Origin of the sequence: Alcaligenes sp. SDU_A2 (assembly GCF_038237375.1) — a bacterium.
Lineage (GTDB): Bacteria > Pseudomonadota > Gammaproteobacteria > Burkholderiales > Burkholderiaceae_B > Alcaligenes.
This window is the reverse complement of the sequence record NZ_CP151273.1, coordinates 1,366,367-1,391,621: the sequence shown is the minus strand read 5'-3', so window position 1 is coordinate 1,391,621 and position 25,255 is coordinate 1,366,367. Positions and strand designations below refer to the sequence as shown.

Here is a 25,255-nt window from a genome sequence, read left to right as displayed (position 1 = left end):
CTTGCAGCAAGGTCTTTCCATGTCTTTACCCGTTGATTCCGTCCAGGCCTACTTTCGTCAGCTACAAAACCACATCGTGGACACGCTGCAAGAGCTGGACGGCTCGCGTTTCGAGGCAGACCAGTGGCAGCGCCAGGAAGGCGGCGGCGGTTTGTCGCGCTTTCTGGAAAACGGCCCCGTGTTCGAGCGCGCGGCCGTGCTGTTCAGCCACGTCAAAGGCCATACCCTGCCCCCATCGGCCAGCGCCCACCGCCCCGAGCTGGCAGGCCGGCCCTGGGAGGCCATGGGCGTGTCGCTGGTCATCCACCCTCGCAACCCCTTCGTGCCGACCACGCACATGAACGTGCGCATGTTCGTCGCGCAAGCACAAGAGCATGGTCAGAAAGACGTGTTCTGGTTCGGTGGCGGCCTGGATCTGACCCCCTACTATCTGGTCGAGGACGACGCACGGCATTTCCACCAGGTCTGCCACGATGCCCTGGCCCCGCACGGCTCGGACTACTATCCGCGCTACAAGCGCTGGTGCGACGAATACTTCTACCTGAAGCATCGTAACGAGACACGCGGCATCGGCGGCATCTTCTTTGACGACCTGAACGAACCGGGCTTCGAGGCCAGCTTTGCCCTGACACGCTCGGTAGGCGACTGCTTCACGCAGGCCTACGCACCCATCGTCCGGGCGCGCATGGACCGGCCCTACACCGAGGCGCAACGACAATTCCAGGCCATCCGACGTGGCCGCTATGTAGAGTTCAATCTGGTATTTGACCGCGGCACCCTGTTCGGCCTGCAATCGGGCGGGCGCACCGAATCCATCTTGCTGTCCATGCCGCCCCAGGCCCAGTGGCGCTACAACTGGTCGCCCGAACCCCATACGCCGGAAGCCGCTTTGGCGCAGTACCTGGTTCCCCGCGAATGGATCTAGCCCGTATCGGGCTGCTGGGCGGCAGCTTTGACCCTATACATAAAGCGCATCTGGAACTGGCGCTGGCGGCACGCGAACAATTACAGTTGGACGAAGTCCAGTTGATCCCGGCCGCTCAGCCCTGGCAACGGCCCGCCCTGGGTGCCAGCGCCCAGGACAGGCTGGCCATGACATCCCTGGCCGTGCGCCCCTATCCGGCGCTCAGCGTCAATCCGGAAGAAATACGCCGCGGCGGGCCGACCTACACCATCGAAACCCTGCGCGCCCTACCCGCAGGTGCCCGCTATTACTGGATACTGGGCAGCGACCAGTTGCTCAACTTCTGCAGCTGGCATTGCTGGCAGGATATTGTCGCGCAGGTAGAACTGGCCGTCGCCCAACGCCCCGGCGCGCAATTGCAAACCCCCGAGCCGCTGGCCGCTCTGCTCAAGCAGCACGGTCGCGACCTGCACCTGATCAATTTTCCTCCCCAGGATATTTCCGCCACGGATATACGCGAACGTGTGCAGCGTGGCGACAACATCGATGGCCTGCTTCCCCCTCAGGTAGCCGACTACATCCGCAAAAACAGACTCTATCTTTCCCACTGACAGGCCTGCCCTGTATAGTTCTTTTTATGAATATAGAAAAACTCCAACGCATCGTCATCGATGCCCTCGAAGACGTCAAGGCGCAAGACATCAAAGTCTTCAGCACGACCCACATGACCGGTCTGTTCGACCGCGTGGTCATTGCCAGCGGCACATCCAACCGCCAGACCCGCGCACTGGCCAACAGCGTCATCGACAAGGCCCGAGAGCACAAAGTGCCCATCCTGGCCCACGAAGGCGACGATACGGGCGAATGGGTCCTGATCGATCTGGGCGATATCGTCGTGCATTGCATGCAGCCGACCATCCGTCAGTATTACAACCTGGAAGAGCTCTGGGGCGAACGTCCCGTAGACGTCGATCTGCTGCCGCAATCGCGTCAAATCCCGCAGCCGGGTTTTTACGCCAGCGCCGACGACGACGAGCAATAAGCTCTTTTCCGCCCCAGCCGGCGGCGTCCGGGCCGCCCTTTAAAGGCGGCCTTTTTTGTTTTTACGAACGCTTTCATGAAACTGATTGTCATCGCCGTTGGTCAGCGCATGCCCGACTGGGTCGAGCAGGGCTGGCAGGAATACGCGCGCCGCATGCCGGCCGACTGCGCCCTGGAACTGCGCGAAATCAAGGCCGAGCCGCGCAGCGGCGGCAAAACCGCCGCTCAGATGATGCAGGCCGAAGCCAAGCGCATCGAAGCCGCCATCCCGGCGCAGGCTCTGCGCATTGCCCTGGACGAGCGCGGCAAAGATCTGACCACCGTCAAGCTGGCCCAGGAACTTGAGCGCTGGCGCGGCCAAGGATGCGATATCGCCATTCTGGTGGGTGGCCCGGACGGTCTGGATGCAGCCCTGAAGCAAAGCTGTCACAGCATGCTGCGCCTGTCCTCCCTGACTCTGCCCCACCCTTTAGTGCGCATCCTGCTGGCCGAGCAGTTGTACCGTGCCTGGTCGGTCATGACCGGCCATCCTTATCACCGCGCCTGAACAGCGCCTCCCCCCACTTGCGCATCATGCAATTTCTGCCCATCTACCTCGCTTCCGCCAGTCCACGCCGCCACGATATTCTGAACAGCATGGGCGTACCCCACGACATCTTGGATGTGCCCAGTCCACCCGGCGAGGACGAGCCGCGCCTGGCCGACGAACGTGTTCTGGATTACGTGCGCCGCACGGCACGCGACAAATTGCTGCGTGCCCTGGAGTGGCGCGCCGCGCACGCGGATCTGGACCCGCAGCGTGCCATCCTGGCAGCCGACACCACCGTCTGCCTGGGCGAAGACATTTTCGGCAAACCCGCTGATCAGGACGATGCCCGCCGCATTTTGCGCGCCCTCTCAGGCAAAACGCACCGGGTCATGACCGCGCTCAGTCTGGGTGCCCATGGTAACGAATACGAAAGCATCAGCATCAGCGAAGTCAGCTTCAAAACATTGAGCGAACGCGAGATTGACAGCTACTGCGCCAGCGGCGAGCCGATGGGCAAGGCCGGCGCTTACGGAATTCAAGGCCTGGGAGGTTTGTTCGTGCGCCATATTAGCGGCAGCTACACTGGCATCATGGGCCTGCCGGTCCACGAAACCTACCATCTGCTTCAATTGGCGGACCTGGTGAATGTCACTGCCTGACCCGTAACAGATTCATCCGGGAACTCCAGGCAACAAACATAGTCCCACTTCTTTATGTAATTTTATTATTTATATATTTTCATTAGATATATAAAGACTATGTTGATCCGTTTTTCAGGTATTCCCATGACCATGCCTTCTTCGTTTCTGTTTCGCGCAACACTGGCCGGCCTGCTGTGCTCCAGCGCGCTTGCCCAGGCCGCCGATCTGCCCCCCGCCTTGCAATCCTTGCAAGAACAAGGCTTGTCCATCGTCGGGCAGTTCGACGCCCCCGGCGGCCTGAAAGCCTGGGGAGCCTACAATGGCAACCACCCTCTGGCCATCTATGCGCTGCCCGACGGCCAGCATATGTTGGTCGGTACCCTGATCGACGCCAAAGGCGAAGAAGTCCGCCCTGCCGGCCTGGACACCTTGGTACAACCTGCCATTGCCAAGGACATGCTGGATAAACTGGAAAAATCACGCTGGATTGCCGACGGCAAGGATGATGCCCCTCGGGTCGTGTATATATTCACCGATCCCAATTGCCCCTATTGCATGCAGCTCTGGCAAATGGCCCGTCCCTGGGTGGATGCAGGCAAGGTGCAACTGCGTCATATCCCCGTGGGTATTCTGACCCCGACTAGCGGCCCCAAATCGGCCGCCATCCTGGCCGCCCAGGACCCTACGGCGGCATTGCACGACCACTCGGTGGCCATGCTTAAAGACCGTAGCGGCGGCATCAAAGGTCTGTCTGCGATTCCGCCGGACATCGACGCCCAACTGACAGCCAACGAAGATCTGATGGTCGGCTGGGACTTGCGCGCCACGCCGGCTCTGGTCTGGCAAGACGAACAAGGCCGCATCCAGATGCAGACCGGCGCTTCTCCCGACGTCGCCCAACGCGCCTTCGGGCCGCGCTAACCTTTTCTATGGAGCCCAGCCATGACGGCCCAGGTCCTGCTTCACGCCCCTACGCCCGATGCCTTGCAACGCGCGCGCAGCAACGCCCGCAATCTGCTCAGCGATATGCCTGATGCTCAAGTGCGCATCATCGCCAACGCGCAGGCCGTCGCGGCCTGCCTGAACGACCAGGCTCACGACAGCGACGCCTACACCTATCTGTGTCCCAATACGCTGCGCAATCAAGGCCTCCAGGCCCCAGCCCGCCTGCACGTCCTGGACCAAGGCGCAGTCACCACACTGGTGCTCTTGCAGCAGGCGGGATGGCTCTACATACGCGCCTGATAGACATGTAGGTTGCAAACAACATACCGTACCGTTCGGTCATTATTTGTTTCTTGGACCGGCAAACCTTGTTAGGATAAGCACGCCCGCTACCCATGCGGGCGTATTTTTTCTGTTTTACAAGGATCGTCCCATGCATGTCCGCTCTCTTGCACGCCCCTGTCTGCTGATCACTCTGCTTGCTGCAGGAACAGGTCAGGCTATCGCCCAGCAAACCACGGTCGGGGCAGGCCTGGGCTTTATGCCCAAGTACGAAGGTGCGGACAGCTACGGCGCACGCCCTTACCCATTTCTATCACATCGCAACGGTCATTTTTTTATTGCGCCCAAAGCGGGCCAGCCCGCCCTGGGTCTGCAAATGAACCTGAGCGAAAACTGGACGATCGGCACGTATGCCTCGCTATCGCGCTCGCGCAAAGCGGATGATGCCGACCGTCTGCATGGCACCGACGATATCGACCGTCACGGCAACGTGGGGGTGTTCACCGCCTTGCAGTTGGGCCGCGCACACCTGGAGGCCGGTTATTACCAAGCTCTTAAAAACGGCTATGGCGGCAATGCCGTGCTCGATCTGAGCTACCGGGTCTGGAACAATCAGCGCAGCAGCGTGTCCCTGGGCGGTGAGTTCAAATGGTCCAATGACAAAGCCATGCGCACTTATTTTGGCGTGCGCCCCCACGAAGCGGCCGCCAGCAACGGTCAATTGCGCGCCTACCGGCCCGATGCCGGTTTTCGTTCTTATTCGCTGTACGGGCAATTCACCCACAAACTGGGCGACAGTTGGTCTTTGCAAGGCGTGCTGGGCGTCACTACCCTGGGTCGGGAGGCTAAAGACAGCCCACTGGTCGAGAAAGACAGCAGCGTGTTCGGCGGCGTAGGGCTAGGCTACAGCTTTTAGTACCCGAATTATGGTCGGCCGGCCCGCTTGACGCTCAAGCCCCGTTGTTCCAGGCGGGCCTGCACCAGATCGCGGTGCTCCCCCTGGATCTCCAAGACGCCGTCCTTCCATGTGCCGCCGGCCCCGCAGGCGTTTTTCAGCTCCTTGAGCAAGGCCTTCAGGCTCGATTCGTCCATGATCAGGCCCTGCACCACCGTCACGCCCTTGCCCTTGCGCCCTTTGGTCTCCAGCATCAGGCGCACCGGCCCCTGCGCTTGCGACAACTGCGCCAATTTGCGTTGTTGCTCGCAGACGCACCGGGGCTGAGACTGACCGCAGTCCGGGCACATCCGGCCCTGCTCGGTGCTGTACACCAGCCTGGACAACTGATCCGACAAACTCGCCATGCTTTCCTACCTTAGCTAAAAAACCCGCAAAACAGACGCTGGTGACACGAACGGCACCGCCAGCACATCATAAAAAGGTTCTTCAAAGAATTTCGGGACCCTGTTTACCCAGTCGATGACGCACTGGCTTTTTGAAGATGCCATTCAAGGCGCAAAACACCGACGGCATAGCCCCGGCTATAGCCATATCCAACAAGACATTCAGCGTATGGCTGCTATCTTGTAGGGCGTACGCAAACGTCCCGCCGTTTGGGCCAAGCACAGCGGTGCCGTTCTCGTCAGGCCGGCCATAGCAGGCCGGCGGGCGAGTCAGGGCCTTCGCCGCAGGCGGGATACTGGGGCGGGAGGCAAGGGGCGTGCTGTTCGAGCAGGACGCTCGTGATTCGTCCAGTGGACGAATCACCCTGCGAGTTCACGCCCCGCCCGCTCCAGTATCCTGACCAGGGAACCCGCGCTCAGCGCGGGCGAAGGACCCAGCCAAGCCAGCCTGCTATGGCCGGCCTGGCGAGAATCCGTGGTTCTCTCTGCTTGGCCCAAAGGGCCTGCCCAATACAAAGGAATCCCCGAAATTTCTCGAAGAACATAAAAAAAGCCCACCTATGATAAGTGGGCTTTTTCGGCAAGGCCAGAGCGAATTACATCATGCTCATCAACACCAGACCCATCAGATCTTTGGTGGTGAAACGCTGACCATTGATATCAAACACCTGATCGGCACCCAGGTATTTAATTTCGGTGGACACCGTCTTTTCGTCCTGCTTGAGCAGCTTGGATTCAACATAAGGCTGAACGGCCGCTTCCAGCATCATGTCCAGCATGGCGGCAGCGCCTTCCTGGGGAGCCGTGCCCTCAGCCTTGTCCAACTGGGCAGCCACATCACGCAGCATGGGCTTGGACACCGACAGCGTCAGTTGAGCCGAAGGAATCGCCTGCAGCCACATTTCCGGATTTTGCTGCAATTCTGCAGCGCTGGCCGTCGGTTTTTGCAAGTTCACGTTCAGTGTGGCCTTGGTCTCGCCCTGAGCGTTGTACCAACGCAGCGGATCAATACCCAGAACCGGCTTGTGCTCCAGTGCCACCAAGACCTGATCGAGCAATTGCTGCGTCAGTTGAGGATCGTCGTTATCCACCTTCTCTTCAAAGGCCGGGTCCGACACCAGCGTGCTGAGCGCCGAGAGCGCAGGCACGTACAGGCTGTTCAGATTCATGACCAGTTCGGCCGAACCCAGGTTCAGCTTGTTCTCGAACATCATGTCGGCGAACACATAGCGCACTTTGGTGTCGTTCAGGGACGCCTTGGAAACGCTATCGGTATCGGCCACGATCTGCTTGAAGCTAAAGCCTTCGCTCTCGGGCGTCTGGAACTGAACATTGTCCACGCTCAGCTTGGATGTCTGCGTGCCATCGACATTGATATCGCCGATCTGCTTGAAATCGAGCACAAAATTGGCAGCCTGCAGCTTCAGGGGGTCTTCGCCAATATCATCGACCAACAAGCTGGGGAAGTTACCCGACACCAGAATATCGTCGCTCTTGCCGCCTGCCTTGGCGCGCAGTTGACCGCCGCTGAATTCCACTTTGACGGTATCGCCTTGGTTCTTGATGGCTTCAAAGTGCGTGGTGGAATCCACGGCACCGTCAAAACCCACCAAGGTATCGGCCCACAGCGGGGTCTTGTCGCCGGTCAGCTTGAACCAGCCTTCGGTATCTTTGGTCTTGACCAGGGTGCTGTGCGACATGGCGGCAACCGGTGCAAAACTGCCCTGCTGCAATGCAGCCAGGGGCAACGGACCGTGGCTGATCTTGTCATCGAAGGTCAGTTCCAGTGGCTTTTCCTGGTCTTGTTGGCCGGCAATGCTGATGACATAACGGGCGTCGGACGAAAATGCGCCGCGCTTGTATTCCACCACGGCCATCGTGACCTTGCCGTCGATGCCGGACTGCTTGAGCTTTTCGGCCGCCACCGTATTGAACTCGGCGACTTTTTCGCGCACCAGCTCTTCGGTCTTCTGGCCCATATACCAGGTCGACCCACCGTAGACGGCGGCCAATGCTACGACCAGAGCGACAACCCCTGTACTTTTCTTCATTTACTTCCCTTTTTGTCAAACCAGAAAACCTGGATTTTCAGATTGCCGTCATGATACCGAAACTAAGTTTAAGCACCGTGGTTTATTTATTGAAATTGTAACCGAGCACTTTTACGATTTCCGCCACGTCCCGAGCGCCAATTCCCAGCCTGTGTCCCGCCCGATATGTCTGCTGCGCGGCATGTGCGACGGGCATCGTCGTGTAACTGCTGCGCGCCAGGTCCGCAACGGTGTCCAGATCCTTCAACATGGTGTCAATAGTGGCTTTTACCTGTTCCGTGCCTTGTGTCATGCGCGGCACAAATAGTTGCAACAGTACCGAATCCGCCCAGCCCCCTCCCAAGGCCTGACTGAGCAAAGCGGCATCCACATCATTGTCCCGGGCCAGGCTTAACGCTTCGGCAATGGCCGTCAAGGTCGTCGCCACAATGGTCTGATTGCATAATTTTGTTACTTGTCCGGCTCCGACCGGCCCCATCAACGTAACCCGCTGTGAATAGACCGACAAGACAGGACGCACCTGCTCCAATGCCTGCGCACAGCCGCCGACCATAATGGCCAAGGTCCCCTGTTCTGCACCGCCTACACCGCCGGACACCGGCGCATCCAGCCACTGCGCACCACAATGCTCCTGCAAGGAAGCGGCCATCTCGCGCGTGGCCCGCGGCGCAATCGAAGAATGATCCACCACGATGCGCAGCGTGCCCCGAGCCTGAGCCAATCCCTGTTCGCCCAAGACCACATCGTGTACCGCCTGGGCATCGAACACACACAGCATCACGATTTCGCACTCGCCGGCCATTGCCGCTGGGCTATCGCACCACAGTGCGCCTGCTTGCACCAACTCCCGGGCCTTATCGGCAGACCGATTCCAGACCCGCACCTGATGCCCGGCCTGCAACAATCGGCGCACCATAGGCTGACCCATCAATCCCAAGCCACAAAAACCTATTTTCATTGTTTTCGCCTCCTGCCTATCTGTTATTTCCCCGAACATGAAAAACCCGCCATGCGGGCGGGCTGTGAAGGGCCGGGAACCTTCTGTATCGCATTAACGCCATCTAGGCGGCATCAATCTGGCGCTCGGGTGCCGCTTCCTGAAAAGCCGACAATTCCAAGCACTTTTCCTCGATCGCCAGCAAGGTAGGATAAGGTGCCAGATCGCACTCAAGACGACGCGCATTGAACAATTGCGGAATCAGGCAAGCCTCGGCCATGCCGGGCTGGTCGCCGAAAATAAAATGGCGACCATCGCGATGCCGCTGCACCAGCGCCTCCAGACCGTGGAAACCGGCTGCCACCCAATGCCGATACCAGGCATCGCGTTCCGGGTCCGGCACGTGCAATTCGTGCTTCAGATATTGCAAAACCCGCAAATTATTCAGCGGATGAATATCGCAGGCCACCGCCAGCGCCATCGATCTGGCCCAGGCACGCTGCACTGGATCGGCGGGCAGCAAAGGGGCCTGCGGATAGCGCTCTTCCAGGTATTCCAGAATCGCCAGGGACTGTGTGATGGTCTGGCCCTGATCGACCAATGTCGGCACCAGTTCGGCCGGGTTCAATTGCGCATACCCCGGCTGATGCTGTTGCCCGCCGTCCTGCAGCAGATGCACCGGCTCGATATGATAGGCCAGCCCTTTCAGGTTCAGGCCTATGCGCACCCGGTAAGCCGCCGAGCTGCGAAAGTAGCTATAAAGAATCATGCTGTCTCCTGTCCTGCGCTCCAGATGGCACCGGTTTTATTTATTCAGCTTCTCGATTTTGCGCGACAGTTCACGGGGCAAGGGGAAAGCAATCGTTTCTTCCACCCCGTCCAGGGCACGCACCCGCCCCACGCCCAATTCACGCAATCGCTCGATTACCTGATTGACCAACACTTCCGGGGCCGATGCGCCGGCAGTCACGCCGACGCGCTTTTTGCCCACCAGCCAGGCCGGATCGATCATTTCGGGTTTGTCCAGCAAATAGGCCTCGGCCCCCTTGCGCTCAGCCACTTCACGCAAACGGTTCGAATTGGAACTGTTGGTGCTGCCAACCACCAACACCAGATCGCACTGGGGAGCCATGATCTTGACTGCATCCTGCCGGTTCTGCGTGGCATAGCAGATATCGCTTTTCTTGGGCTCGACAATATTGGGATAACGCGCCCGCAAGGCATCGGCCACCACCATCGCATCGTCCACCGACAAGGTCGTCTGGGTGACGAAAGCCAGCTTGTCGGGATCGGCCACCTGCAGCCGCGCCACATCCTCGGGCGTCTCGACCAGGTACATGCCGCCGTCGGCCTGGCCCAGCGTGCCCTCGACCTCGGGATGGCCCACATGCCCGATCATGATGATCTCACGGCCTTCGGCACGCATGCGCGAGACTTCAATGTGTACTTTGGTCACCAGCGGGCAGGTCGCGTCAAACACCTTCAGGCCGCGCGCCTGCGCATCGTCGCGCACCTGGCGCGAAACACCATGCGCCGAGAAAATGACGATGGCCCCGGCAGGAGCCTCGTCCAGTTCCTTGATGAAAATCGCCCCTTTGTTGCGCAGGTCGTCCACCACATAGCGGTTATGAACGATTTCATGACGCACATAAATTGGCGCGCCATGCAGTTCCAGAGCGCGCTCAACAATATCGATGGCGCGATCCACCCCGGCACAGAAACCCCGGGGCTGGGCCAGGACGACTTCGGCGTCCTGGCTGGCAGTCAATTGGCTCATCACAAAATCCCAAGAATATGAGCATCCAGGCGCAGCGCAACGCCGGCCAGCGGATGGTTAAAGTCGAACAAGGCGGTCTGTTCGTCGATTTCCTTAAGCACGCCCGAATAGCGGCTGCCATCGGGCGCGGCAAATTCAACCATATCGCCCGGCTCGAACTGCACACCTTCGGCCGCGTGCGTCGCCAGCATGCTGCGCGTGACACGCTGCAACAGATCCGGATTACGCTCGCCATAGGCATCGTTGGCGGGAATATCGATTTGAAAGCGCTCGCCTTCGCGCCGCTCCAGCAGACGCGCCTCCATGCCCGGTGCCCATTGCCCATTGCCCATCTGCAAGGTGGCGGGCCGGCCGGTATAGGTATCGGCAAACACAGAACCGGCCGCCGGGCCGCTGGCCAGCTCGATACGGTAATGCAGCGTCAGGTAGGAATCCGGACGGACAATTGCAGCCTCGGAACTAGCAGTGTTACTCACGTTCGATCACCATGGAGAATCATTCAATTACCGCATTTTAGCGTTTCTTATGGCCATACCCACATTACGCCGACAAGGGCCGCGCGAGCGCATGCTGACACACGGCCCAGCCTGCCTGACCACACCGGAACTGTTGGGCATCGTATTGCGCACCGGCACGCGCGGACGCAATGCCGTACAGCTCGGACAGGCATTACTGGAGCATTTTAACGGACTCAAGGGATTATTATCGGCCGAGGCCAACGCATTGCGCCAGTTCGGCGGCATAGGCCCGGCCAAATGCGCCGAACTGCTGGTCATCCGCGAACTGCAGCGCCGCTGCGCGCTGGAAACCCTGGCCGGCCTGCCATTGCTCGACCAGGCCGACAAAGTACGCGACTACTGTCTCTCGCATCTTGGGCACCTGCCGGTCGAGCACTGCCTGGCCTTATTTCTGGACAATCAATTACGCCTGATCTGCGCCGAAGAAATCAGCCGTGGCACGCTCAATCAGGCATCGGTCTACCCACGCGAAATCGTACGCGCTGCATTACGCCACCACAGCGCAGCCATCATTCTGGCGCACAACCACCCATCCGGAGCCGCCCACCCCAGCGGAGCCGACATCCGCCTGACGCGGCATATCCGTCAGGCCCTGGCCCTGATCGATGTCCGCCTGCTGGACCATATCATCGTCACTCCCACCCAGGCCGTCTCTATGGCTGAACGGGGCGATCTGTAAACGAATTGCTTTAGCTCTAAGATAAATCATCTACACTGCAGTCATTACCGTCCGAACTCTGATTTCGCCATGCGCACTATCTGGGATATTTCTCCGCCGGTCAGCCGACACTCGCCCGTCTTTCCGGGCGACACGCCCTATCGCCAAAGCTGGCGCTGGACGCTGACGGACGCCTGCCCCGTCAATGTTTCCGAAATCACGCTCTCGCCACACGTCGGTGCCCACGCCGACGCGCCCCTGCACTACGATCCACAAGGACGCGCAGCCGGCACCATGGCCCTGGAACCCTTTATCGGGCCTTGCCGGGTCATTCATGTCCGCCATGGCGGACCGCTTATCGAACCGGCGGACCTGCTTGAACACCTGGACGGCTGCCCACCCCGTGTCCTGGTCAGCACCACGGCCCGGGCACCGCAACACGCCTGGACAGACGTATTTACTGCCTACGCGCCGGCCAGCCTGCAATTGCTGGCCGAACGCGGCGTGCAACTGGTGGGCATAGACACCCCCAGCGTAGACCCGGCCACCAGCAAATCCCTGGACAGCCACCAGATTCTGCGCCGCCACGATATGCGTGTGCTGGAGAACCTGGTGCTGGACCACATCGCCCCCGGCGACTACGAACTGATCGCCCTGCCCCTGGCCCTGGTCGAGGCGGACGCCAGCCCGGTACGCGCCATACTCCGATCCCTAGCCTGAACCCAGCCGACATCATGACCCATACCGAATACACGCCCGGCAAGGGCGAACGCATCGTCACCGAAGAACACGCCCAACTCGATTTTTCCCGCGACATGAGCTATGGCGACTACCTGTCGCTGGATCAATTGCTCAATGCGCAGCACCCGCTCTCGCCCGAACACAACGAACTGCTGTTCATCATCCAACACCAGACCAGCGAACTATGGATGAAGCTGTTGCTGCACGAGCTGCGCGCCGCCATCGCCAATCTGCGTCAGGACAAGCTGCAGGAAACCCAAAAAATGCTGGCCCGGGTCAGCAAGATCATGGCCGCACTGGTCAATGCCTGGGACGTGCTCAGCACCATGACGCCCCCCGAATACTCCGCCCTGCGCCCCTACCTGGGGCAGTCCAGCGGCTTTCAAAGCTTCCAGTATCGGGAAATCGAATTTTCTCTGGGCAACAAAAACGCCGCCATGCTCAAGCCGCACCAGCACAGCCCGGAGCGACTGGCCGGCGTCACCCAGGCGTATGAATCGCCCTCGCTATACGACGAAGCCCTGCACTGTCTGCACCGGCATGGCGTGTCCGTACCGCTCAGCTACCTAGAACGCGACTGGCGCCAGCCCTACGAAGCCAACCCGCAGATCGAGCAAGCCTGGCTGCAGGTCTACCGCAATGCCCCCCAATACTGGGAGTTGTACGAGCTGGCCGAAAAACTGACGGACCTGGAAGACGCCTTCCGGCTCTGGCGCTTTCGCCATGTCACCACGGTTGAGCGCATCATCGGCTTTAAGCGCGGCACCGGCGGCACCTCGGGCGTGTCTTACTTGCGCAAAATGCTCGATACCGTACTGTTTCCCGAGCTCTGGAGCCTGCGCACCAATCTATAAATACGTCCCTGTTGCGCTATTGCACCGGCACAGCCCTGATTTTCTTTGAAAAGCCCCGGTGCAGTGTTAGAATTTCAGGCTTTACCGGATACGTGGCAAAAGCCCTGTGGGTTTTTTGGTGCCGAACGGCAATAAACAGCAGATAGCGCCAAGCACGCGGCAACAGGCAACGGCTTGTTTTCAGCAGGCGTCATCTGCCCAAGTTTGCCCAGTGCCTGCTGGCGGTCCTTATTTGTCAAAACAGGAATCATCATGAAAGAAGGCATTCACCCAGAATACCGCGACGTGGTGTTTCTGGACCTGCAAACGGGCAACTCCTTTATTACCCGTTCCACCGTCCAGACGCGCGAAACCACCGAAAAAGACGGCAAGACCTACCCGCTGTTCAAGTGTGACGTGACGTCCGAGTCGCACCCCTTCTACACGGGCGCTCAGACCCGCATCGTGGAAACCGGCCGCGTCGAGAAGTTCCGCGCCCGCTTCGCCCGCACTGCCGGTACCGTCAAAAAAGGCGAATAAGCCCTCTTTTGCAGTACTCGCTTTCAGAGCAAGAAAAGGCAGCCTCGGCTGCCTTTTTTTATCCGGGCTTTTCACGGCCACTGCACCGTCCTTTGATTTAACATAGGGCGAATCCACCGACTGCTTCATCTCGTACGTGTCCACCAGCCTCATACCCTCCTCCACGCCTGCCCGGCTGACTGCCACTGCGGCTGTCAAACTGCCCCGATTGGTTCTGATCGTCGTGGGCACGATCTATATTCTTGCCGGCCTGTTTTTCCGCGATCCCTGGAAAACAGACGATGTCATCGGCCTGGCCACCATGATGACCGCCTTGGGCGACCCCAGCGGGCAGGCCCTGCTGTTGCCACAGGTCGGTAACCTGGCGCACGCGCAAGACGGCCCGCTGGCAACCTGGCTGGGGGTACTGTGCATTACCCTGTTCGCCCCCTTGCTCAAGCTGTTCACCTCCGAGCTGAACGCCACGATCGCCGCATCCAGGCTGCCCAATCTGCTATGGTTCGGCATGCTGGCCGGTTCGGTCTGGCAATGCGCCTATCTGCTGGCCCGGCGTCCCGAAGCGCAACCGCTGCGCCTGCCCTTTGGCGGCGAACCCTCGCCCGCCGACTATGGCCGCATGATTGCCGACGCCACGCTGCTGCTGACCGTGGCCACCGTGGGCATCATCTGGCGCATGCACGAAACTTCTGAAGTGCCGGCCATCATCGCCTTGCAGGCGCTGGCACTCTACAGTCTGGTGCGCATGTTCGAGCGCCCCGCTTCCGGCGCTGTGTTGCTTGGGCTGTCGCTGGGAGCCTGCTTTCTGGCACGCGGCTGGCTGGGCGCGTTGCCGATCATGGTAGCGACTACATTATGCTTTCTGCCGCGTGGCCCGCTGCGTTCGCACATTCAGTGGCTGGCCCTTAGCATTGCCCTGACCACCGCCATCATCATGGCCTGGTGGATACCAGCCAAGCGAGTCAGCGTCTATTGGACCGAACAATGGAGCCTATGGCACCAGGCCGCCTGGGGCTGGAGCGGCCTGGCCGAACAGCTCAATACCCTGCGTGATCTGACCTGGTTCTTGTGGCCCATCTGGCCGCTGGCAGTGCTGGCCTTGTGGCAATGGCGGCATTGGCTGCGTGCGCCGCACATTTATGTGCCGGCCATCAGCCTCGTCATCCCCGCAATCAGCCTGCTGCTGGTACGCGATGCCTTCGAGCCCGAATTCGCCCTGCTGGTCGTGCCCTGCGCCATACTGGCCGCCTTTTCGCTGCCCACGCTGCGCCGCGGCGTAGTCAACACGCTGGACTGGTTTGCCATCATGTGCTTTTCCCTGACGGCCGCCACCGTCTGGCTGGGTTGGATCGCCCAGCAAACCGGCTGGCCCAGCAAGATCGCCGGCAGCATCGCCCGGCAAACTCAAGGCTACGACACATTTGTATCCTGGCCGGTCCTGCTCCTGGCTGTGGTCGGCACACTGGCCTGGATCGCTCTGGTACGCTGGCGCCTGTCCGTCCACCCCCAGGGTCTGCTACGCGGCACCGTTCTGTCGGCCGGCGGTCTGATCACCACCTGGCTGCTGCTGGTCACCCTCTGGATGCCCTCGCTGGACTACATACGCAGTTACCGCGATGTCTCCGGCGAACTGGCGGCTGCCTTGCAGGAATACCGCCGCCCCGGCGAATGCCTGCGCTCCTGGGGCGTCGGTTCAGGGCAACGCGCCTCTTTCCTGGTGTTCAACGACATCAACATCAATTTCGACAACCGTTGCCCTCTGGTGCTCGAACAATTCTCGCTGCGCGATCTGCGCGACGGCAATGCGCCGCTGCCGGCCAACGCCCAGCAGCTCTGGCAAGGCAAGCGCGGCGCGGAACGACACGAGGCATTCCGTCTGCTGCGCATCCAGAACCCCTGATCGCTCACCATGCGTGCCCTGTTCCACCATAACTGGAAAAGCCAGGCCGGCCTGATTCTGCGTCAGGCCTGGCCGGTGCTGGTCGGTTCCTGGGCGGGCATTATGTTCGGGGTGCTGGACACCGTCATGGTAGGCCACAGCAGCGCCATCGACCTGCAGGCCATGGGCTTGGGCGTGTCCATTTATCTTTCCGTGTTCATCGGTTTGATGGGGGTCATCCACGCCCTGATTCCCATTACCGCCCAAAGTTACGGAGCCCGCAAATTTGCCGAGGTAGGTCGATGGTGGGGTCAGGGAGTATGGCTGGCGCTGCTGCTGACCCTGATCGGCACAGCCGCCTTAGCCGTCCCCGATCTGTGGCTGCGCTGGTCAGGCAAACTGGACCCACAGGTACACGAACGCGTCACCCTGTACTTGCGCAGCCTGATTCTGGCCCTGCCCGCCGCACTGATATTTCGTACGATCTACTGTCTGGGCACAGCCGTCTCCCGCCCCAAGATGGTCATGATGATCAATCTGCTCAGCGTGCTCTTCAAAGCCCTGTTCAACTGGCTGTTCATTTTCGGCAAAGCCGGCTTGCCGGCGATGGGTGCCGTCGGCTCGGGGCTGGCCTCCGCCCTGGTTTCCTGGCTGATGCTGCTGGCCGGCCTGTGGGTGCTGCGCGCCGACCCCTGCTTTCGTCCTTTCCGGCTACGCCTGGGGCTACCCGACTGGCGCTCCCAAAAAGAACTGCTGCGTCTGGGACTGCCCATGGGCGGCTCTTACCTAATCGAAATCTGCGCCTTCAGCTTCATGGCCCTGCTGGTCGCTCGCGAAGGGGTTTTTGTCTCGGGCGCACATCAAATCATGGCCAATCTAGCCGCCGTGTGCTTCATGGTGCCGATGGCCGTCGGCGTGGCGTCGGCCTCGGTCAGCGCGCAGGCCATCGGTGCCGGCCAGTTCCACCGCGCCCGCCACATCGGCATGCTGGGTCTGGCACTGGTACTGGCCGGTGTCTTTATCATCACCAGCCTGCTGGTGGTACTGCGGCCCACGCTGGCACATGCCTACACCGACGATCCCCAGGTCGCCCTGCTGGCCTTGCTTTTGCTGCAACTGCTGCCCTACTTTCACTTCTGCGACGCCTTCCAGTGCGTCATCTCCTACCTGCTGCGCGCCTATAAAGTCGCCTTTGTACCCATGCTGCTGCAATTTTTAGCCCTAAGCGTGCTGGGCCTGGGCGGCGGCTGGTGGCTGGGCTTCGGCCCGGCAGCCGGCTCACTGGACGGTGTCATCCAATGGCTGGCACCCGGTGCCCCCACCGGAGCCGCCAGCCTGTGGCTCATGGCCAGCCTGGGACTGGGCGCATCGGCACTGCTGCTTGTGCTGTGGTATGCGCGCATCCTGCGCTTGTACAGTCCCGCTCGGCGGACACCAGCCTGATGCCCGCATGGCAAAGTCCTGCCCGACCACGACATGACGTGCCAAAAAGTTCTTTGCAGATTCCCGCGATAGACTTGACGTCGGACAGAAGGAATACAACTGAGGCCGCCGTTCGCTGGTGTGCGGATTTCGTTCGGGCTGACGGCTTGCCGGTGCTGCGCACCGGTTCCCTGGTCGCAGGAGCGATACGGGCGCGCCGTTAACTCGCCCGGTTGTTCGCCCCCCAGGCGAACAACACGCGTCGGGCTCGAACAAAACGGCGCTTGCCTCCCGTATCGCTCCTGCACCTGCGGCAAGCCCTCTGACCCGCCCGCACGAAATCCGCACACCAGCGAACGGCTCAGTACGTTTCTCTGTTGGAATGATCCCATCAACCATCAGAATGAAGCATGGGCGGAGCAGCTCTTATTCAAGCCTACCGATGCGTCGTCTAGCTGGTGCAAGCCGTTCAAGTCTAGGGCTGGGGCGAGGGGGCGGATCAGACGGCTTGCCGCCGGCAAGTACGCGGGCCGGGAGGCAAGCGGCCTGCTGTTCGACTGGGGCGCTTGTGTCTCGTCCAGTGGACGAGACACCCCAGGAGTTCAGGCTGCGCCCGGCCTGTGTGCTTGACAAGGGTACCGGTGCGCAGCACCGGCAAGCCGTCAGCCCAGGCGGCTCAGCCCTAGATTTGAACGGCGGTTTCTAGCGTTCGTACTCTGCTCATTAATGAGCAGCTGTTTCCCAAAATAGACACAAAAAAGGGAGTGAATCCCCCCCCTTTTTTTAGTCACTGCCATCCCAGCATTACGCCGCGTTCGCCCCACCTGACGAAGCCGGTGCCACGGTGGGCTCCGCTTCCTGAGGCACTGACGCATCTGGCGCATCTGGCGCATCTGGCGCAGCCACATTATCGATCAGCGGCGTCACCAAATCCACGACCTTGCTGCGCGACAGCAAGCCCAGGAACTCGTCATTCTCGCCTGTCACCGCCATCGGTTCGTTGCTGCGCAGCATATGTCCAAGCACTTCATCCAGGCCGGTTCTGGCCGGGACCGAAGCCATTTCATCCACATACCCGGAGACATCCCGTGCGCCGCTGCGCACCGCCTCCTCGGCTCGCGTACGCGTCAGCACGCCTGCCAGGCGCTTGCCATCCAAAACGGGCGCATAGCGCACACCACGTTCGCTCATGCGCTCCAATGCCTGGGCCGCGCGGGTGCGCATAGTCAGCGTCAGGGTTTTGCTGGATTCGCGCACCGCATGCGTGGCATTCAACACCTTGCCACGATTGACGTCCTGCAAAAATGCCTGAACATAATCGGTAGCAGGCGACAACAAAATATCCTCGGGGGAACCCTCCTGGACCAGCTCCCCATCCTTGAGGATGGCAATCCGGTTACCCAGGCGCAAGGCCTCGTCCAGATCATGCGTAATAAACACAATGGTCTTGTTCAGGCGCGCCTGCAACTCCAGCAATTGGTCTTGCATCTCGCGCCGTATCAAAGGGTCCAGAGCCGAAAAAGCCTCGTCCATCAACAAAATATCGGCGTCGGTCGCCAGCGCACGGGCCAGACCTACGCGCTGCTGCATGCCGCCCGACAACTGGTGGGGATACTGCTTCTCGAACCCCTGCAGACCCACCTGCTCCAGCCAATACAAGGCTTTCTCTTCGCGCTGGGCGCGCGCCACCCTTTGCACCTGCAGGCCATATGCGGCGTTATCCAACACCGTGCGGTGCGGAAACAGGCCGAAACGCTGAAAAACCATGCTGATCTTCTGTTGGCGAAACTGCGCCAACGCCCGCGCATCCAGACTCATCACATCCACATCGTCCACCAGGATCTGGCCGGCCGTGGGCTCAATCAGACGGTTGAAATGACGGATCAAAGTGGACTTGCCCGATCCCGACAAACCCATGATGACATAAATGCTGCCATGCTCGATGGACAGGCTGATATCGCGCAAGCCCAGGGTATGACCGCTTTCCGCCAGCAACTCGTCCTTGCGCACGCCCTGCCGGGCACGTTCCAGCCAACGCTGGGGATGAGGACCAAAAATCTTGTAAATATTGCGTACCTCGATCTTGCTCATGCCGCCTCCCGAGTCTGAAATCGACGTCCGAATTCCTGAGTAATGCGATCAAACAAGATCGCCAGCAGCACAATCCCCAATCCAGCCATCAGGCCGCGCCCCACCTGCAAGCGGTTGATGCCTTGCAGTACCTCGTAACCTAAGCCGCGCACACCGATCATGGACGCGATCACCACCATAGCCAGGGCCATCATGGTCGTCTGGTTGATGCCCGCCATAATATTGGGCATGGCCAGCGGCAATTGCACGCCGCGCAATTGCTGCCAGCGACTGGAACCGAACGAACGCGATGCCTCCAGCACTTCGCTGTCCACCAGTCGTATGCCCAGATCCGTCAGGCGTATCACCGGCGCAATTGCGTAGATAACAGTCGCAATCAGGGCGGCGATCTTGCCCAGATTGAACAACATCACCACCGGGATCAAATACACAAAACTGGGCATGGTCTGCATCACATCCAGCACCGGCAGCATAATGCGCCTCAGCCAGTTGAAGCTGGCCATCAGCAAGCCCAGCGGAATGCCGATCAACACCGACAAAAATACCGCTACGATCATCAGCGCCAGCGTCTGCATGGCCGCATCCCACAGACCGATCAAACCGATGGCAAACAACATCAAGGCCATCGCCGCGGCAAAGACAACACGCCGGCTGGCCAGCCAGGCCAGGCCGAACACAACCAGTACCACGGCCCACCACGGGCTGCTGCGCAGCACGGACTCCATGAAAATCAGCATGTCCAGCAAAGGCTGCGTCATGGCGCGCAGCACACTGGAATAATTGGCGACCAGATCACCCACGAACTGGTCGATGGGTTGGCGCAAGGCGCGCGGATCAATCAGATCAGGAAACATAAAAAACACTCCGTAGAACTCGTAGGAACAAGCGGGGCAGGCCCGCCGTCAGCACCACTGCTGGCCAGAGGCCGCAGCGGCCGCGCCGTGAACGGATACGGCAAGAACGCCCGGGGACCGCAATCCACCGGGCGCGATACGACTGATGTCCAGACTAGACGGCGTATCGGAGAAACGAGCGCTACAGAGCGGTTTTTACGCGTTCGGCCACCTCGGCAGGCACCCATTGGGTCCACACATCGGCGTGCTCCTTCAGGAACCACTGCGCGACATCCTCGGGTTCGCCTTCGGTTTTTTCCATATGCGCCATGGTCTGATTCATCAGCTCCAGCGGCACACTGACCTTGGACAGAAAAGCGGTCAATTGCGGAGCCTTTTCCGAAAACTCGGTATTGACGGCGGTAAAGACCGGATTGTCAGGATAAGCACTTGGCTGTGGGTCGGCGCAATTCGGATCGGTCAGGCAAGCGTGTTTGGTCTTGTCGTAGTCGGGCAGCTCCAGCTTGACCAGATCCATAGAACCGACCAGCGGCGTGGGGTACCAGTAGTAGAAAACTATGTTTTCCTTACGCTGATAGGCCGAGGTCAAGGCCGCCTTTTGCGTGGCCCCCGTGCCTGGCGAGAACAGCGTAAAGGTATCGCCCAATTTCAAGGCATTGAACAGATTGCCGCTGACCACCTCGCACCCCCAGCCGGCCGGGCAGCCATAGAAACGCCCCTTGCCGGGCTCTTCCGGGTCCTTGAACTCGTCTTTGAAGCGAGGCAAGTCCTGCGCCGATTTCAGCTCGGGCAAACGCTCGGCGGTATAGCGTGGGATAAACCAGCCCTCCCCTCCCATGTAGACATCACCCACCCGCTTGACGCGCCCGCTGGCCTGCGCCTTCTGCCACGGTTCGGCAACGCTGTTGAGCCAGATTTCGCTGTTCACATCCAGATCGCCACGTTCCAGTGCGGCCAAGGCCGGCAGCGTCTCGACCGAAACCACATCTGTCTTGCAGCCAAAACCTTTATCAGTAATGAAGCGCTCGACTTCAGTCAAAACCAGATTGGATTCCCAGTTCATGCCGCCGAAACGCACGCTGCGGTCCAGCTCGCAGGCCGCCGCGCCCGCCGCCTGGGCCAGACCCGATACAGCCGACAAGCCCAGCACGACACTGGCCAGAAGAGAACGTCGGAAAAGAGTGGATCGGTGCGAGCACGACTGCGCACCGGCGCGAGGGAAGTATGAAGACATGATGCTCCTCCTTTGAGTTACTGTGGACGCGTCCTGCATGATCAGTCGGCGCCAAGGCTAAAGGGGTGTGCGGAAGACGATGGGTTATCGCCAATACATACCTGCGTAGCGAGTGCAAAGCACTCGTGGAACCACCAACGGCGGCCAGAGGGGACACATCGTGTCCGTCATGCTGACCGCCGCCATTCCCAGCCGATAAAAAACCGGGCGGTGGCGGGGTGACACCGTGCGAACACGGTGAATGCTGCGGTGACACTCCGGCAGGAAGCCGGTCTCACCAAGTTGATGCATCAAAAGACGCAGGCCATTCTACGAGCGTTTGCGATCAAAAACAATTTTTTACTGATTTTTATTCAAGCAAAAAGCAAATATGTCAATTGCAAAAACACAACAAAAGCCTTTGCTCATGCGGTTTAGAACTAATCCAACGCTTTATTTTGTAATAATTTGCATCAAAGCTGATTGACAGGATAAATCGGGCAGAACAACAGGGCATTGCCCCGCCCGACTTCACTCAAGCCCGGTACATATAATCCCGCCGCCACGGATAAGCCAGATCGGCAGGATAATCGAGCTCGTCAGCGCGCCCACCCCCTTGCGGGTGCGCCAACACCTGGTGCAAAGCGATCCAGCCGTGCTCAAAGCCCATGGCGCAACCAGCCAGATACACCCGGTACGCACGCAAGGACTTCTGACCCTGCTCGCTCGCCAAAGCGGCACCCGCCTGATCCAATTGCTTTTCAAGGGCATCGCTCCAGGCCCACAACGTCCTGGCGTAATGCGGGCGCAGGTTCTCCACATCCAGCCCTTCCAGCCCGCCTTCGGCCAGATGACGCATCACATGACTGATATGCGTCAGTTCACCGCCGGGAAAGATGTACTTTTCGATGAAGTCGCCCATGCCCGCGCCCAACTGGCTGTTATCCACCCCACCGGCTGTAATGCCATGGTTCAGAATCAGCCCGCCCGGCTTGACCAGACGCCGCAGCTTGTCGAAATACGCGCTAAGCTGCGCCCGGCCTACATGCTCGAACATGCCCACCGACGCCAGCTTGTCATACGGCCTGATTTCATCCAGTTCCCGGTAGTCCAACAACATCATGCGCGCCCGCCCTGCCAAACCCTTCTTCTCGATCAGGCCACTGACATAAGCATGTTGATTACGGGACAAGGTAATGCCGGTGACATCCGCGCCGTACTGCTCGGCTGCCCACAACAGCAACCCGCCCCAGCCGGCCCCTACGTCCAGAAAGCGTTCGCCAGGCTGCAGGCGCAACTTACGGCAAATATGGTCCAGCTTGGCTTCCTGGGCCTGAGCCAAGGCCATGCCCGGCTCACGATAATACGCGCAAGAATAGACCCGCCTCGGGTCCAGCCACAACGCATAAAAATCATCGGACAAATCATAATGAAACTGGATCTGCCTGGCGTCGCGTTCCAGGGAATGACGCCAGACGGACGTCAGGCGCTTGATGATGGCAGTCAGCCATCCGGCCTGCGCAGCATCCACAGGCGAGCCCGGTAAGATCTCGGCGGCCAATCGCATCAGGTCGCGCATGGAGCCCTCGAAATCCATGCGCCCTTCCACATAGGCCTCGCCCAACTGCCCGGACTGCCCCGCAACCAACTGCGCCAGAGTGATATTGTCCTTGATGATCAAATGCATCTGGGCATTGGCCGGCCCCACTTGCCCGCCTCCTGGCAAGGTCAATCTGACCGGTGTGCTCAACTGCGCCAGCTTGGCCTCTACTGCTGATGAAATAGAACTCAACTCCGCCTCCCTGTATGTAGAACAAACAAAGATGGCGACGCCCCTGTACCTGGGCGCATCGCCCGTAAGCCGCCGGCACGCCCAACAGGAACGCGACCGGCATGGGTGGTGCATCCACAGAGGTCATTTTATTAGTTCAAACCTAAAACAACAGTCTATGGAGCGCCCTTACTGCGTGCTAAACTCGACTCTCTCGCCGTGCAAACAATTTATCACCGAAAACGGCGCACAGGGGCCAAGACCCGGCCAGACGGCCGGATCAGGCCCGCCACAACAAGAAGCCGGATGACACGCAACACCACTTTCTCCTTCCCGCGCTGGCTGATCCTGCTGGGTCTGCTCACCGCTCTTGGCCCGCTGGCCATCGACATGTATCTGCCCGCCTTCCCGGCAATCGCTCAGGGACTGGTCACCTCGCCCGCGATGGTCGAGCGCACGCTGGCCGGCTACCTGCTGGGCGTAGGACTGGCGCAACTGTTCTATGGCCCCATGGCCGACCGATTCGGGCGCAAGCCACCCTTGCTGTTGGGCCTGGCCATTTTTATAGTGGCCTCGCTGTTCTGCGCCCAGGCCGACAACATCCAGGATCTGACCTTGTGGCGCATCGTGCAGGCCTTCGGCGGCGCAGCCGGCATGGCCATTCCTCGCGCCGTCATCCGTGACCGCTTCGAGACGCGCGAAGCTGCCAAAGCCCTGTCGCTGCTTATACTGATCATGGGTGTCATGCCCATTCTGGCCCCCCTGATAGGCGGGCAGATTCTGCTGTTCAGCGACTGGCGCGGCATTTTCTACTTCATGGCCGGCTCTGGTGTACTGCTGGGCTTGTTTACCATCTTCACCATGCGCGAATCCCTGTCGGCCGATCGCGTCGTGCCGCTGCATCCAGGCATTATTGCGCGCAACTATGCCGGCCTGCTGCGTCATCGGGAGTTCATGTTCTATTCGCTGGCAGGAGGCCTGAGCTCGGCCGGCATGTTCGCCTATATCTCGGGTTCGCCCCGAGTATTCATCGAACTGTTTCATGTCGAGCCCCGTCATTTCGGCTTTTACTTCGGAGCCAATGCCGCCGCGCTGATCCTGTTTTCACAGATCGGGGCGCGCCTGCTGAACACATACAGCCCCGGCACGTTGCTGCGCACCGCGCAAAATCTGCAAGCGCTGATTACCGTCTCCGGTGCCGCCCTGGCTGCCTTCGACCTGATGTCCTTACCCATGCTCATGGCCATACTGATCGGTTTCATGGCCTGTCAGGGCTTGGTCAATCCGAACTCGGCCGCCTTGGCGCTATCGCAACAAGGACAGCGCCTTGGAACGGCTTCGGCCCTGATGGGTGCCATGCAAATGCTGTGCGGTTCATTGGCCGGACTGGCAGTCAGCGCCTGGGCACAGGTCAGCGCTCTGCCGCTGACCTCCGTACTGGCTGCCTGTGCGGTTTTATCGTGGCTGTTTGGCCGCAACGCCCGCGCAAATACGCGGTAATACTTGATCTAACCGATTTTTCCATATTAGAATAACCCTCTTTACGCCCCATGTCGGGGTTAACACGATCCTAACTTTACAATCGCCCACAGCTTTTTTCTTGAGCGGAGGCTGATTTAGTTCTCAAGGGGTATGACCATGGCACGCGTATGCCAAGTGACCGGAAAAGGCCCAATGTCGGGCAACAATGTTTCGCACGCCAACAATAAGACCAAGCGTCGCTTCCTGCCAAACCTGCAGTCCCGCCGCTTCTGGGTCGAGAGCGAAAACCGCTGGGTGCGCCTGCGCGTATCCGCTAACGCCATCCGCACCATCGACAAGAACGGCATCGACTCCGTTCTGGCCGAAATGCGCTCCCGCGGCGAAAACGTCTAAGCCGCGCTTCACCAACATCTCACCAGGAGCTCAACATGGCTAAAGGTATACGCGAGAAAATCAAACTCGAATCGTCCGCAGGCACCGGTCACTTCTACACCACCACCAAAAACAAGCGCAACACGCCTGAAAAAATGGTCATCAAGAAGTTCGATCCCGTTGCCCGCAAGCACGTCGAATACAAAGAAACCAAGCTGCGTTAAGCAGCCCGCCTGTCAAGACAGGCCTGGTTTCAGTCAAAAAACCCTGCCAGGCAGGGTTTTTTTTCGCCCTCGTCCGCCACATCCGTCCATGCCCCGCCCGGCAAGCATGCATCTGGCTCAGAATGTCTAGCCTTGCCTGCTGTCCCGTCCGGGTCATATTGATGTTTGCCCCGTATAATGGCGGATACTCCATTCATCTTGTCTAAACGGTA

Annotated in this window: 28 protein-coding genes; 17 read left to right on the top strand and 11 right to left on the bottom strand. The window is 59.8% G+C overall.

Annotated elements, in window-relative coordinates:
• Nucleotides 1-19: 19 nt before the first annotated feature.
• The 8 genes from hemF to AADW57_RS06510 all read left to right on the top strand — a co-directional run bounded on the left by hemF (nucleotide 20) and on the right by AADW57_RS06510 (nucleotide 5,258).
• Nucleotides 20-925, top strand: a complete 906-nt coding sequence (gene hemF / locus AADW57_RS06545; RefSeq protein WP_341669241.1) for an oxygen-dependent coproporphyrinogen oxidase — start codon at nucleotides 20-22, stop codon at nucleotides 923-925.
• Nucleotides 916-1,515, top strand: coding sequence for a nicotinate (nicotinamide) nucleotide adenylyltransferase (gene nadD / locus AADW57_RS06540; RefSeq protein ID WP_341669240.1), 600 nt, complete (start codon nucleotides 916-918; stop codon nucleotides 1,513-1,515). Before hemF ends, nadD begins: the two co-directional genes overlap by 10 nt.
• Before the next feature lie 26 nt (nucleotides 1,516-1,541).
• The gene (gene rsfS / locus AADW57_RS06535; protein ID WP_341669239.1) at nucleotides 1,542-1,946 is read left to right on the top strand and encodes a ribosome silencing factor; all 405 of its coding nucleotides are present in this window, start codon (nucleotides 1,542-1,544) and stop codon (nucleotides 1,944-1,946) included.
• A 75-nt stretch (nucleotides 1,947-2,021) separates the two neighbouring features.
• The gene (gene rlmH / locus AADW57_RS06530) at nucleotides 2,022-2,492 is read left to right on the top strand and encodes a 23S rRNA (pseudouridine(1915)-N(3))-methyltransferase RlmH (RefSeq protein ID WP_341669238.1); all 471 of its coding nucleotides are present in this window, start codon (nucleotides 2,022-2,024) and stop codon (nucleotides 2,490-2,492) included.
• A gap of 26 nt (nucleotides 2,493-2,518) precedes the next feature.
• Nucleotides 2,519-3,133: a Maf family protein gene (locus AADW57_RS06525; protein WP_341669237.1), complete on the top strand. Its 615-nt coding sequence runs from the start codon at nucleotides 2,519-2,521 to the stop codon at nucleotides 3,131-3,133.
• Between the two features lie 126 nt (nucleotides 3,134-3,259).
• Nucleotides 3,260-4,036, top strand: a complete 777-nt coding sequence (gene dsbG, locus AADW57_RS06520; protein WP_341669236.1) for a thiol:disulfide interchange protein DsbG — start codon at nucleotides 3,260-3,262, stop codon at nucleotides 4,034-4,036.
• 21 nt (nucleotides 4,037-4,057) lie between these two features.
• Nucleotides 4,058-4,360, top strand: a complete 303-nt coding sequence (locus AADW57_RS06515) for a DsrE family protein (protein WP_341669235.1) — start codon at nucleotides 4,058-4,060, stop codon at nucleotides 4,358-4,360.
• Nucleotides 4,361-4,493: 133 nt separating this feature from the next.
• Complete coding sequence (locus tag AADW57_RS06510; RefSeq protein WP_341669234.1) at nucleotides 4,494-5,258, top strand: MipA/OmpV family protein; 765 nt, start codon at nucleotides 4,494-4,496, stop codon at nucleotides 5,256-5,258.
• 8 nt (nucleotides 5,259-5,266) lie between these two features.
• Here AADW57_RS06510 and AADW57_RS06505 read toward each other — a convergent pair whose 3' ends face one another.
• From AADW57_RS06505 to AADW57_RS06480, 6 genes are all read right to left on the bottom strand, one after another.
• Entirely contained in the window at nucleotides 5,267-5,644 is a 378-nt protein-coding gene (locus AADW57_RS06505; protein ID WP_341669233.1) for a translation initiation factor, read from the bottom strand.
• A gap of 635 nt (nucleotides 5,645-6,279) precedes the next feature.
• The gene (locus tag AADW57_RS06500; protein WP_341669232.1) at nucleotides 6,280-7,734 is read right to left on the bottom strand and encodes a YdgA family protein; all 1,455 of its coding nucleotides are present in this window, start codon (nucleotides 7,732-7,734) and stop codon (nucleotides 6,280-6,282) included.
• Nucleotides 7,735-7,816: 82 nt separating this feature from the next.
• Nucleotides 7,817-8,692 (bottom strand): NAD(P)-dependent oxidoreductase, encoded by an 876-nt coding sequence (locus AADW57_RS06495; RefSeq protein ID WP_341669231.1) that lies wholly within the window; start codon nucleotides 8,690-8,692, stop codon nucleotides 7,817-7,819.
• A 103-nt stretch (nucleotides 8,693-8,795) separates the two neighbouring features.
• On the bottom strand, nucleotides 8,796-9,440 hold the full coding sequence (maiA, locus tag AADW57_RS06490) for a maleylacetoacetate isomerase (RefSeq protein ID WP_341669230.1): 645 nt from the start codon (nucleotides 9,438-9,440) through the stop codon (nucleotides 8,796-8,798).
• A 36-nt stretch (nucleotides 9,441-9,476) separates the two neighbouring features.
• Nucleotides 9,477-10,448, bottom strand: a complete 972-nt coding sequence (ispH, locus tag AADW57_RS06485; RefSeq protein ID WP_341669229.1) for a 4-hydroxy-3-methylbut-2-enyl diphosphate reductase — start codon at nucleotides 10,446-10,448, stop codon at nucleotides 9,477-9,479.
• A complete protein-coding gene (locus AADW57_RS06480) occupies nucleotides 10,448-10,924 on the bottom strand; it encodes an FKBP-type peptidyl-prolyl cis-trans isomerase (protein ID WP_341669228.1) in 477 nt (158 codons plus the stop codon). The genes ispH and AADW57_RS06480 overlap by 1 nt, the downstream gene beginning before the upstream one ends.
• A gap of 49 nt (nucleotides 10,925-10,973) precedes the next feature.
• Here AADW57_RS06480 and radC point away from each other — a divergent pair, with 49 nt between their 5' ends.
• From radC to kynA, 3 genes are all read left to right on the top strand, one after another.
• Nucleotides 10,974-11,645: a RadC family protein gene (gene radC, locus AADW57_RS06475; RefSeq protein ID WP_341669227.1), complete on the top strand. Its 672-nt coding sequence runs from the start codon at nucleotides 10,974-10,976 to the stop codon at nucleotides 11,643-11,645.
• Nucleotides 11,646-11,714: 69 nt separating this feature from the next.
• Nucleotides 11,715-12,344 (top strand): arylformamidase, encoded by a 630-nt coding sequence (gene kynB / locus AADW57_RS06470; protein WP_341669226.1) that lies wholly within the window; start codon nucleotides 11,715-11,717, stop codon nucleotides 12,342-12,344.
• Between the two features lie 14 nt (nucleotides 12,345-12,358).
• The gene (gene kynA / locus AADW57_RS06465; protein ID WP_341669225.1) at nucleotides 12,359-13,219 is read left to right on the top strand and encodes a tryptophan 2,3-dioxygenase; all 861 of its coding nucleotides are present in this window, start codon (nucleotides 12,359-12,361) and stop codon (nucleotides 13,217-13,219) included.
• A gap of 74 nt (nucleotides 13,220-13,293) precedes the next feature.
• On the opposite strand, the gene AADW57_RS06460 is transcribed toward kynA, so the two are convergent.
• Nucleotides 13,294-13,473: a hypothetical protein gene (locus AADW57_RS06460; protein ID WP_341669224.1), complete on the bottom strand. Its 180-nt coding sequence runs from the start codon at nucleotides 13,471-13,473 to the stop codon at nucleotides 13,294-13,296.
• Here AADW57_RS06460 and AADW57_RS06455 point away from each other — a divergent pair.
• The 3 genes from AADW57_RS06455 to AADW57_RS06445 all read left to right on the top strand — a co-directional run bounded on the left by AADW57_RS06455 (nucleotide 13,472) and on the right by AADW57_RS06445 (nucleotide 17,057).
• Complete coding sequence (locus AADW57_RS06455) at nucleotides 13,472-13,738, top strand: type B 50S ribosomal protein L31 (protein WP_003802796.1); 267 nt, start codon at nucleotides 13,472-13,474, stop codon at nucleotides 13,736-13,738. The genes AADW57_RS06460 and AADW57_RS06455 overlap by 2 nt on opposite strands.
• A 136-nt stretch (nucleotides 13,739-13,874) precedes the next feature.
• Nucleotides 13,875-15,635 (top strand): ArnT family glycosyltransferase, encoded by a 1,761-nt coding sequence (locus AADW57_RS06450; protein WP_341669223.1) that lies wholly within the window; start codon nucleotides 13,875-13,877, stop codon nucleotides 15,633-15,635.
• A 9-nt stretch (nucleotides 15,636-15,644) separates the two neighbouring features.
• On the top strand, nucleotides 15,645-17,057 hold the full coding sequence (locus AADW57_RS06445; protein WP_341669222.1) for an MATE family efflux transporter: 1,413 nt from the start codon (nucleotides 15,645-15,647) through the stop codon (nucleotides 17,055-17,057).
• A gap of 783 nt (nucleotides 17,058-17,840) precedes the next feature.
• On the opposite strand, the gene AADW57_RS06440 is transcribed toward AADW57_RS06445, so the two are convergent.
• The 4 genes from AADW57_RS06440 to AADW57_RS06425 form a co-directional block, all read right to left on the bottom strand.
• Nucleotides 17,841-19,127, bottom strand: coding sequence for a quaternary amine ABC transporter ATP-binding protein (locus tag AADW57_RS06440; protein ID WP_341669221.1), 1,287 nt, complete (start codon nucleotides 19,125-19,127; stop codon nucleotides 17,841-17,843).
• Nucleotides 19,124-19,981, bottom strand: a complete 858-nt coding sequence (locus AADW57_RS06435) for an ABC transporter permease (protein ID WP_341669220.1) — start codon at nucleotides 19,979-19,981, stop codon at nucleotides 19,124-19,126. Before AADW57_RS06435 ends, AADW57_RS06440 begins: the two co-directional genes overlap by 4 nt.
• A gap of 181 nt (nucleotides 19,982-20,162) precedes the next feature.
• Entirely contained in the window at nucleotides 20,163-21,215 is a 1,053-nt protein-coding gene (locus AADW57_RS06430; RefSeq protein WP_341669219.1) for an ABC transporter substrate-binding protein, read from the bottom strand.
• Nucleotides 21,216-21,729: 514 nt separating this feature from the next.
• Nucleotides 21,730-22,986, bottom strand: coding sequence for a class I SAM-dependent methyltransferase (locus tag AADW57_RS06425; RefSeq protein ID WP_341669218.1), 1,257 nt, complete (start codon nucleotides 22,984-22,986; stop codon nucleotides 21,730-21,732).
• A 285-nt stretch (nucleotides 22,987-23,271) separates the two neighbouring features.
• On the opposite strand from AADW57_RS06425, the gene AADW57_RS06420 reads away from it, so the two are divergent.
• From AADW57_RS06420 to rpmG, 3 genes are all read left to right on the top strand, one after another.
• A complete protein-coding gene (locus AADW57_RS06420) occupies nucleotides 23,272-24,465 on the top strand; it encodes a Bcr/CflA family multidrug efflux MFS transporter (RefSeq protein WP_341669217.1) in 1,194 nt (397 codons plus the stop codon).
• Between the two features lie 138 nt (nucleotides 24,466-24,603).
• Nucleotides 24,604-24,840, top strand: coding sequence for a 50S ribosomal protein L28 (rpmB, locus tag AADW57_RS06415; protein WP_341669216.1), 237 nt, complete (start codon nucleotides 24,604-24,606; stop codon nucleotides 24,838-24,840).
• 35 nt (nucleotides 24,841-24,875) lie between these two features.
• A complete protein-coding gene (rpmG, locus tag AADW57_RS06410; protein ID WP_341669215.1) occupies nucleotides 24,876-25,043 on the top strand; it encodes a 50S ribosomal protein L33 in 168 nt (55 codons plus the stop codon).
• Nucleotides 25,044-25,255: the final 212 nt, after the last annotated feature.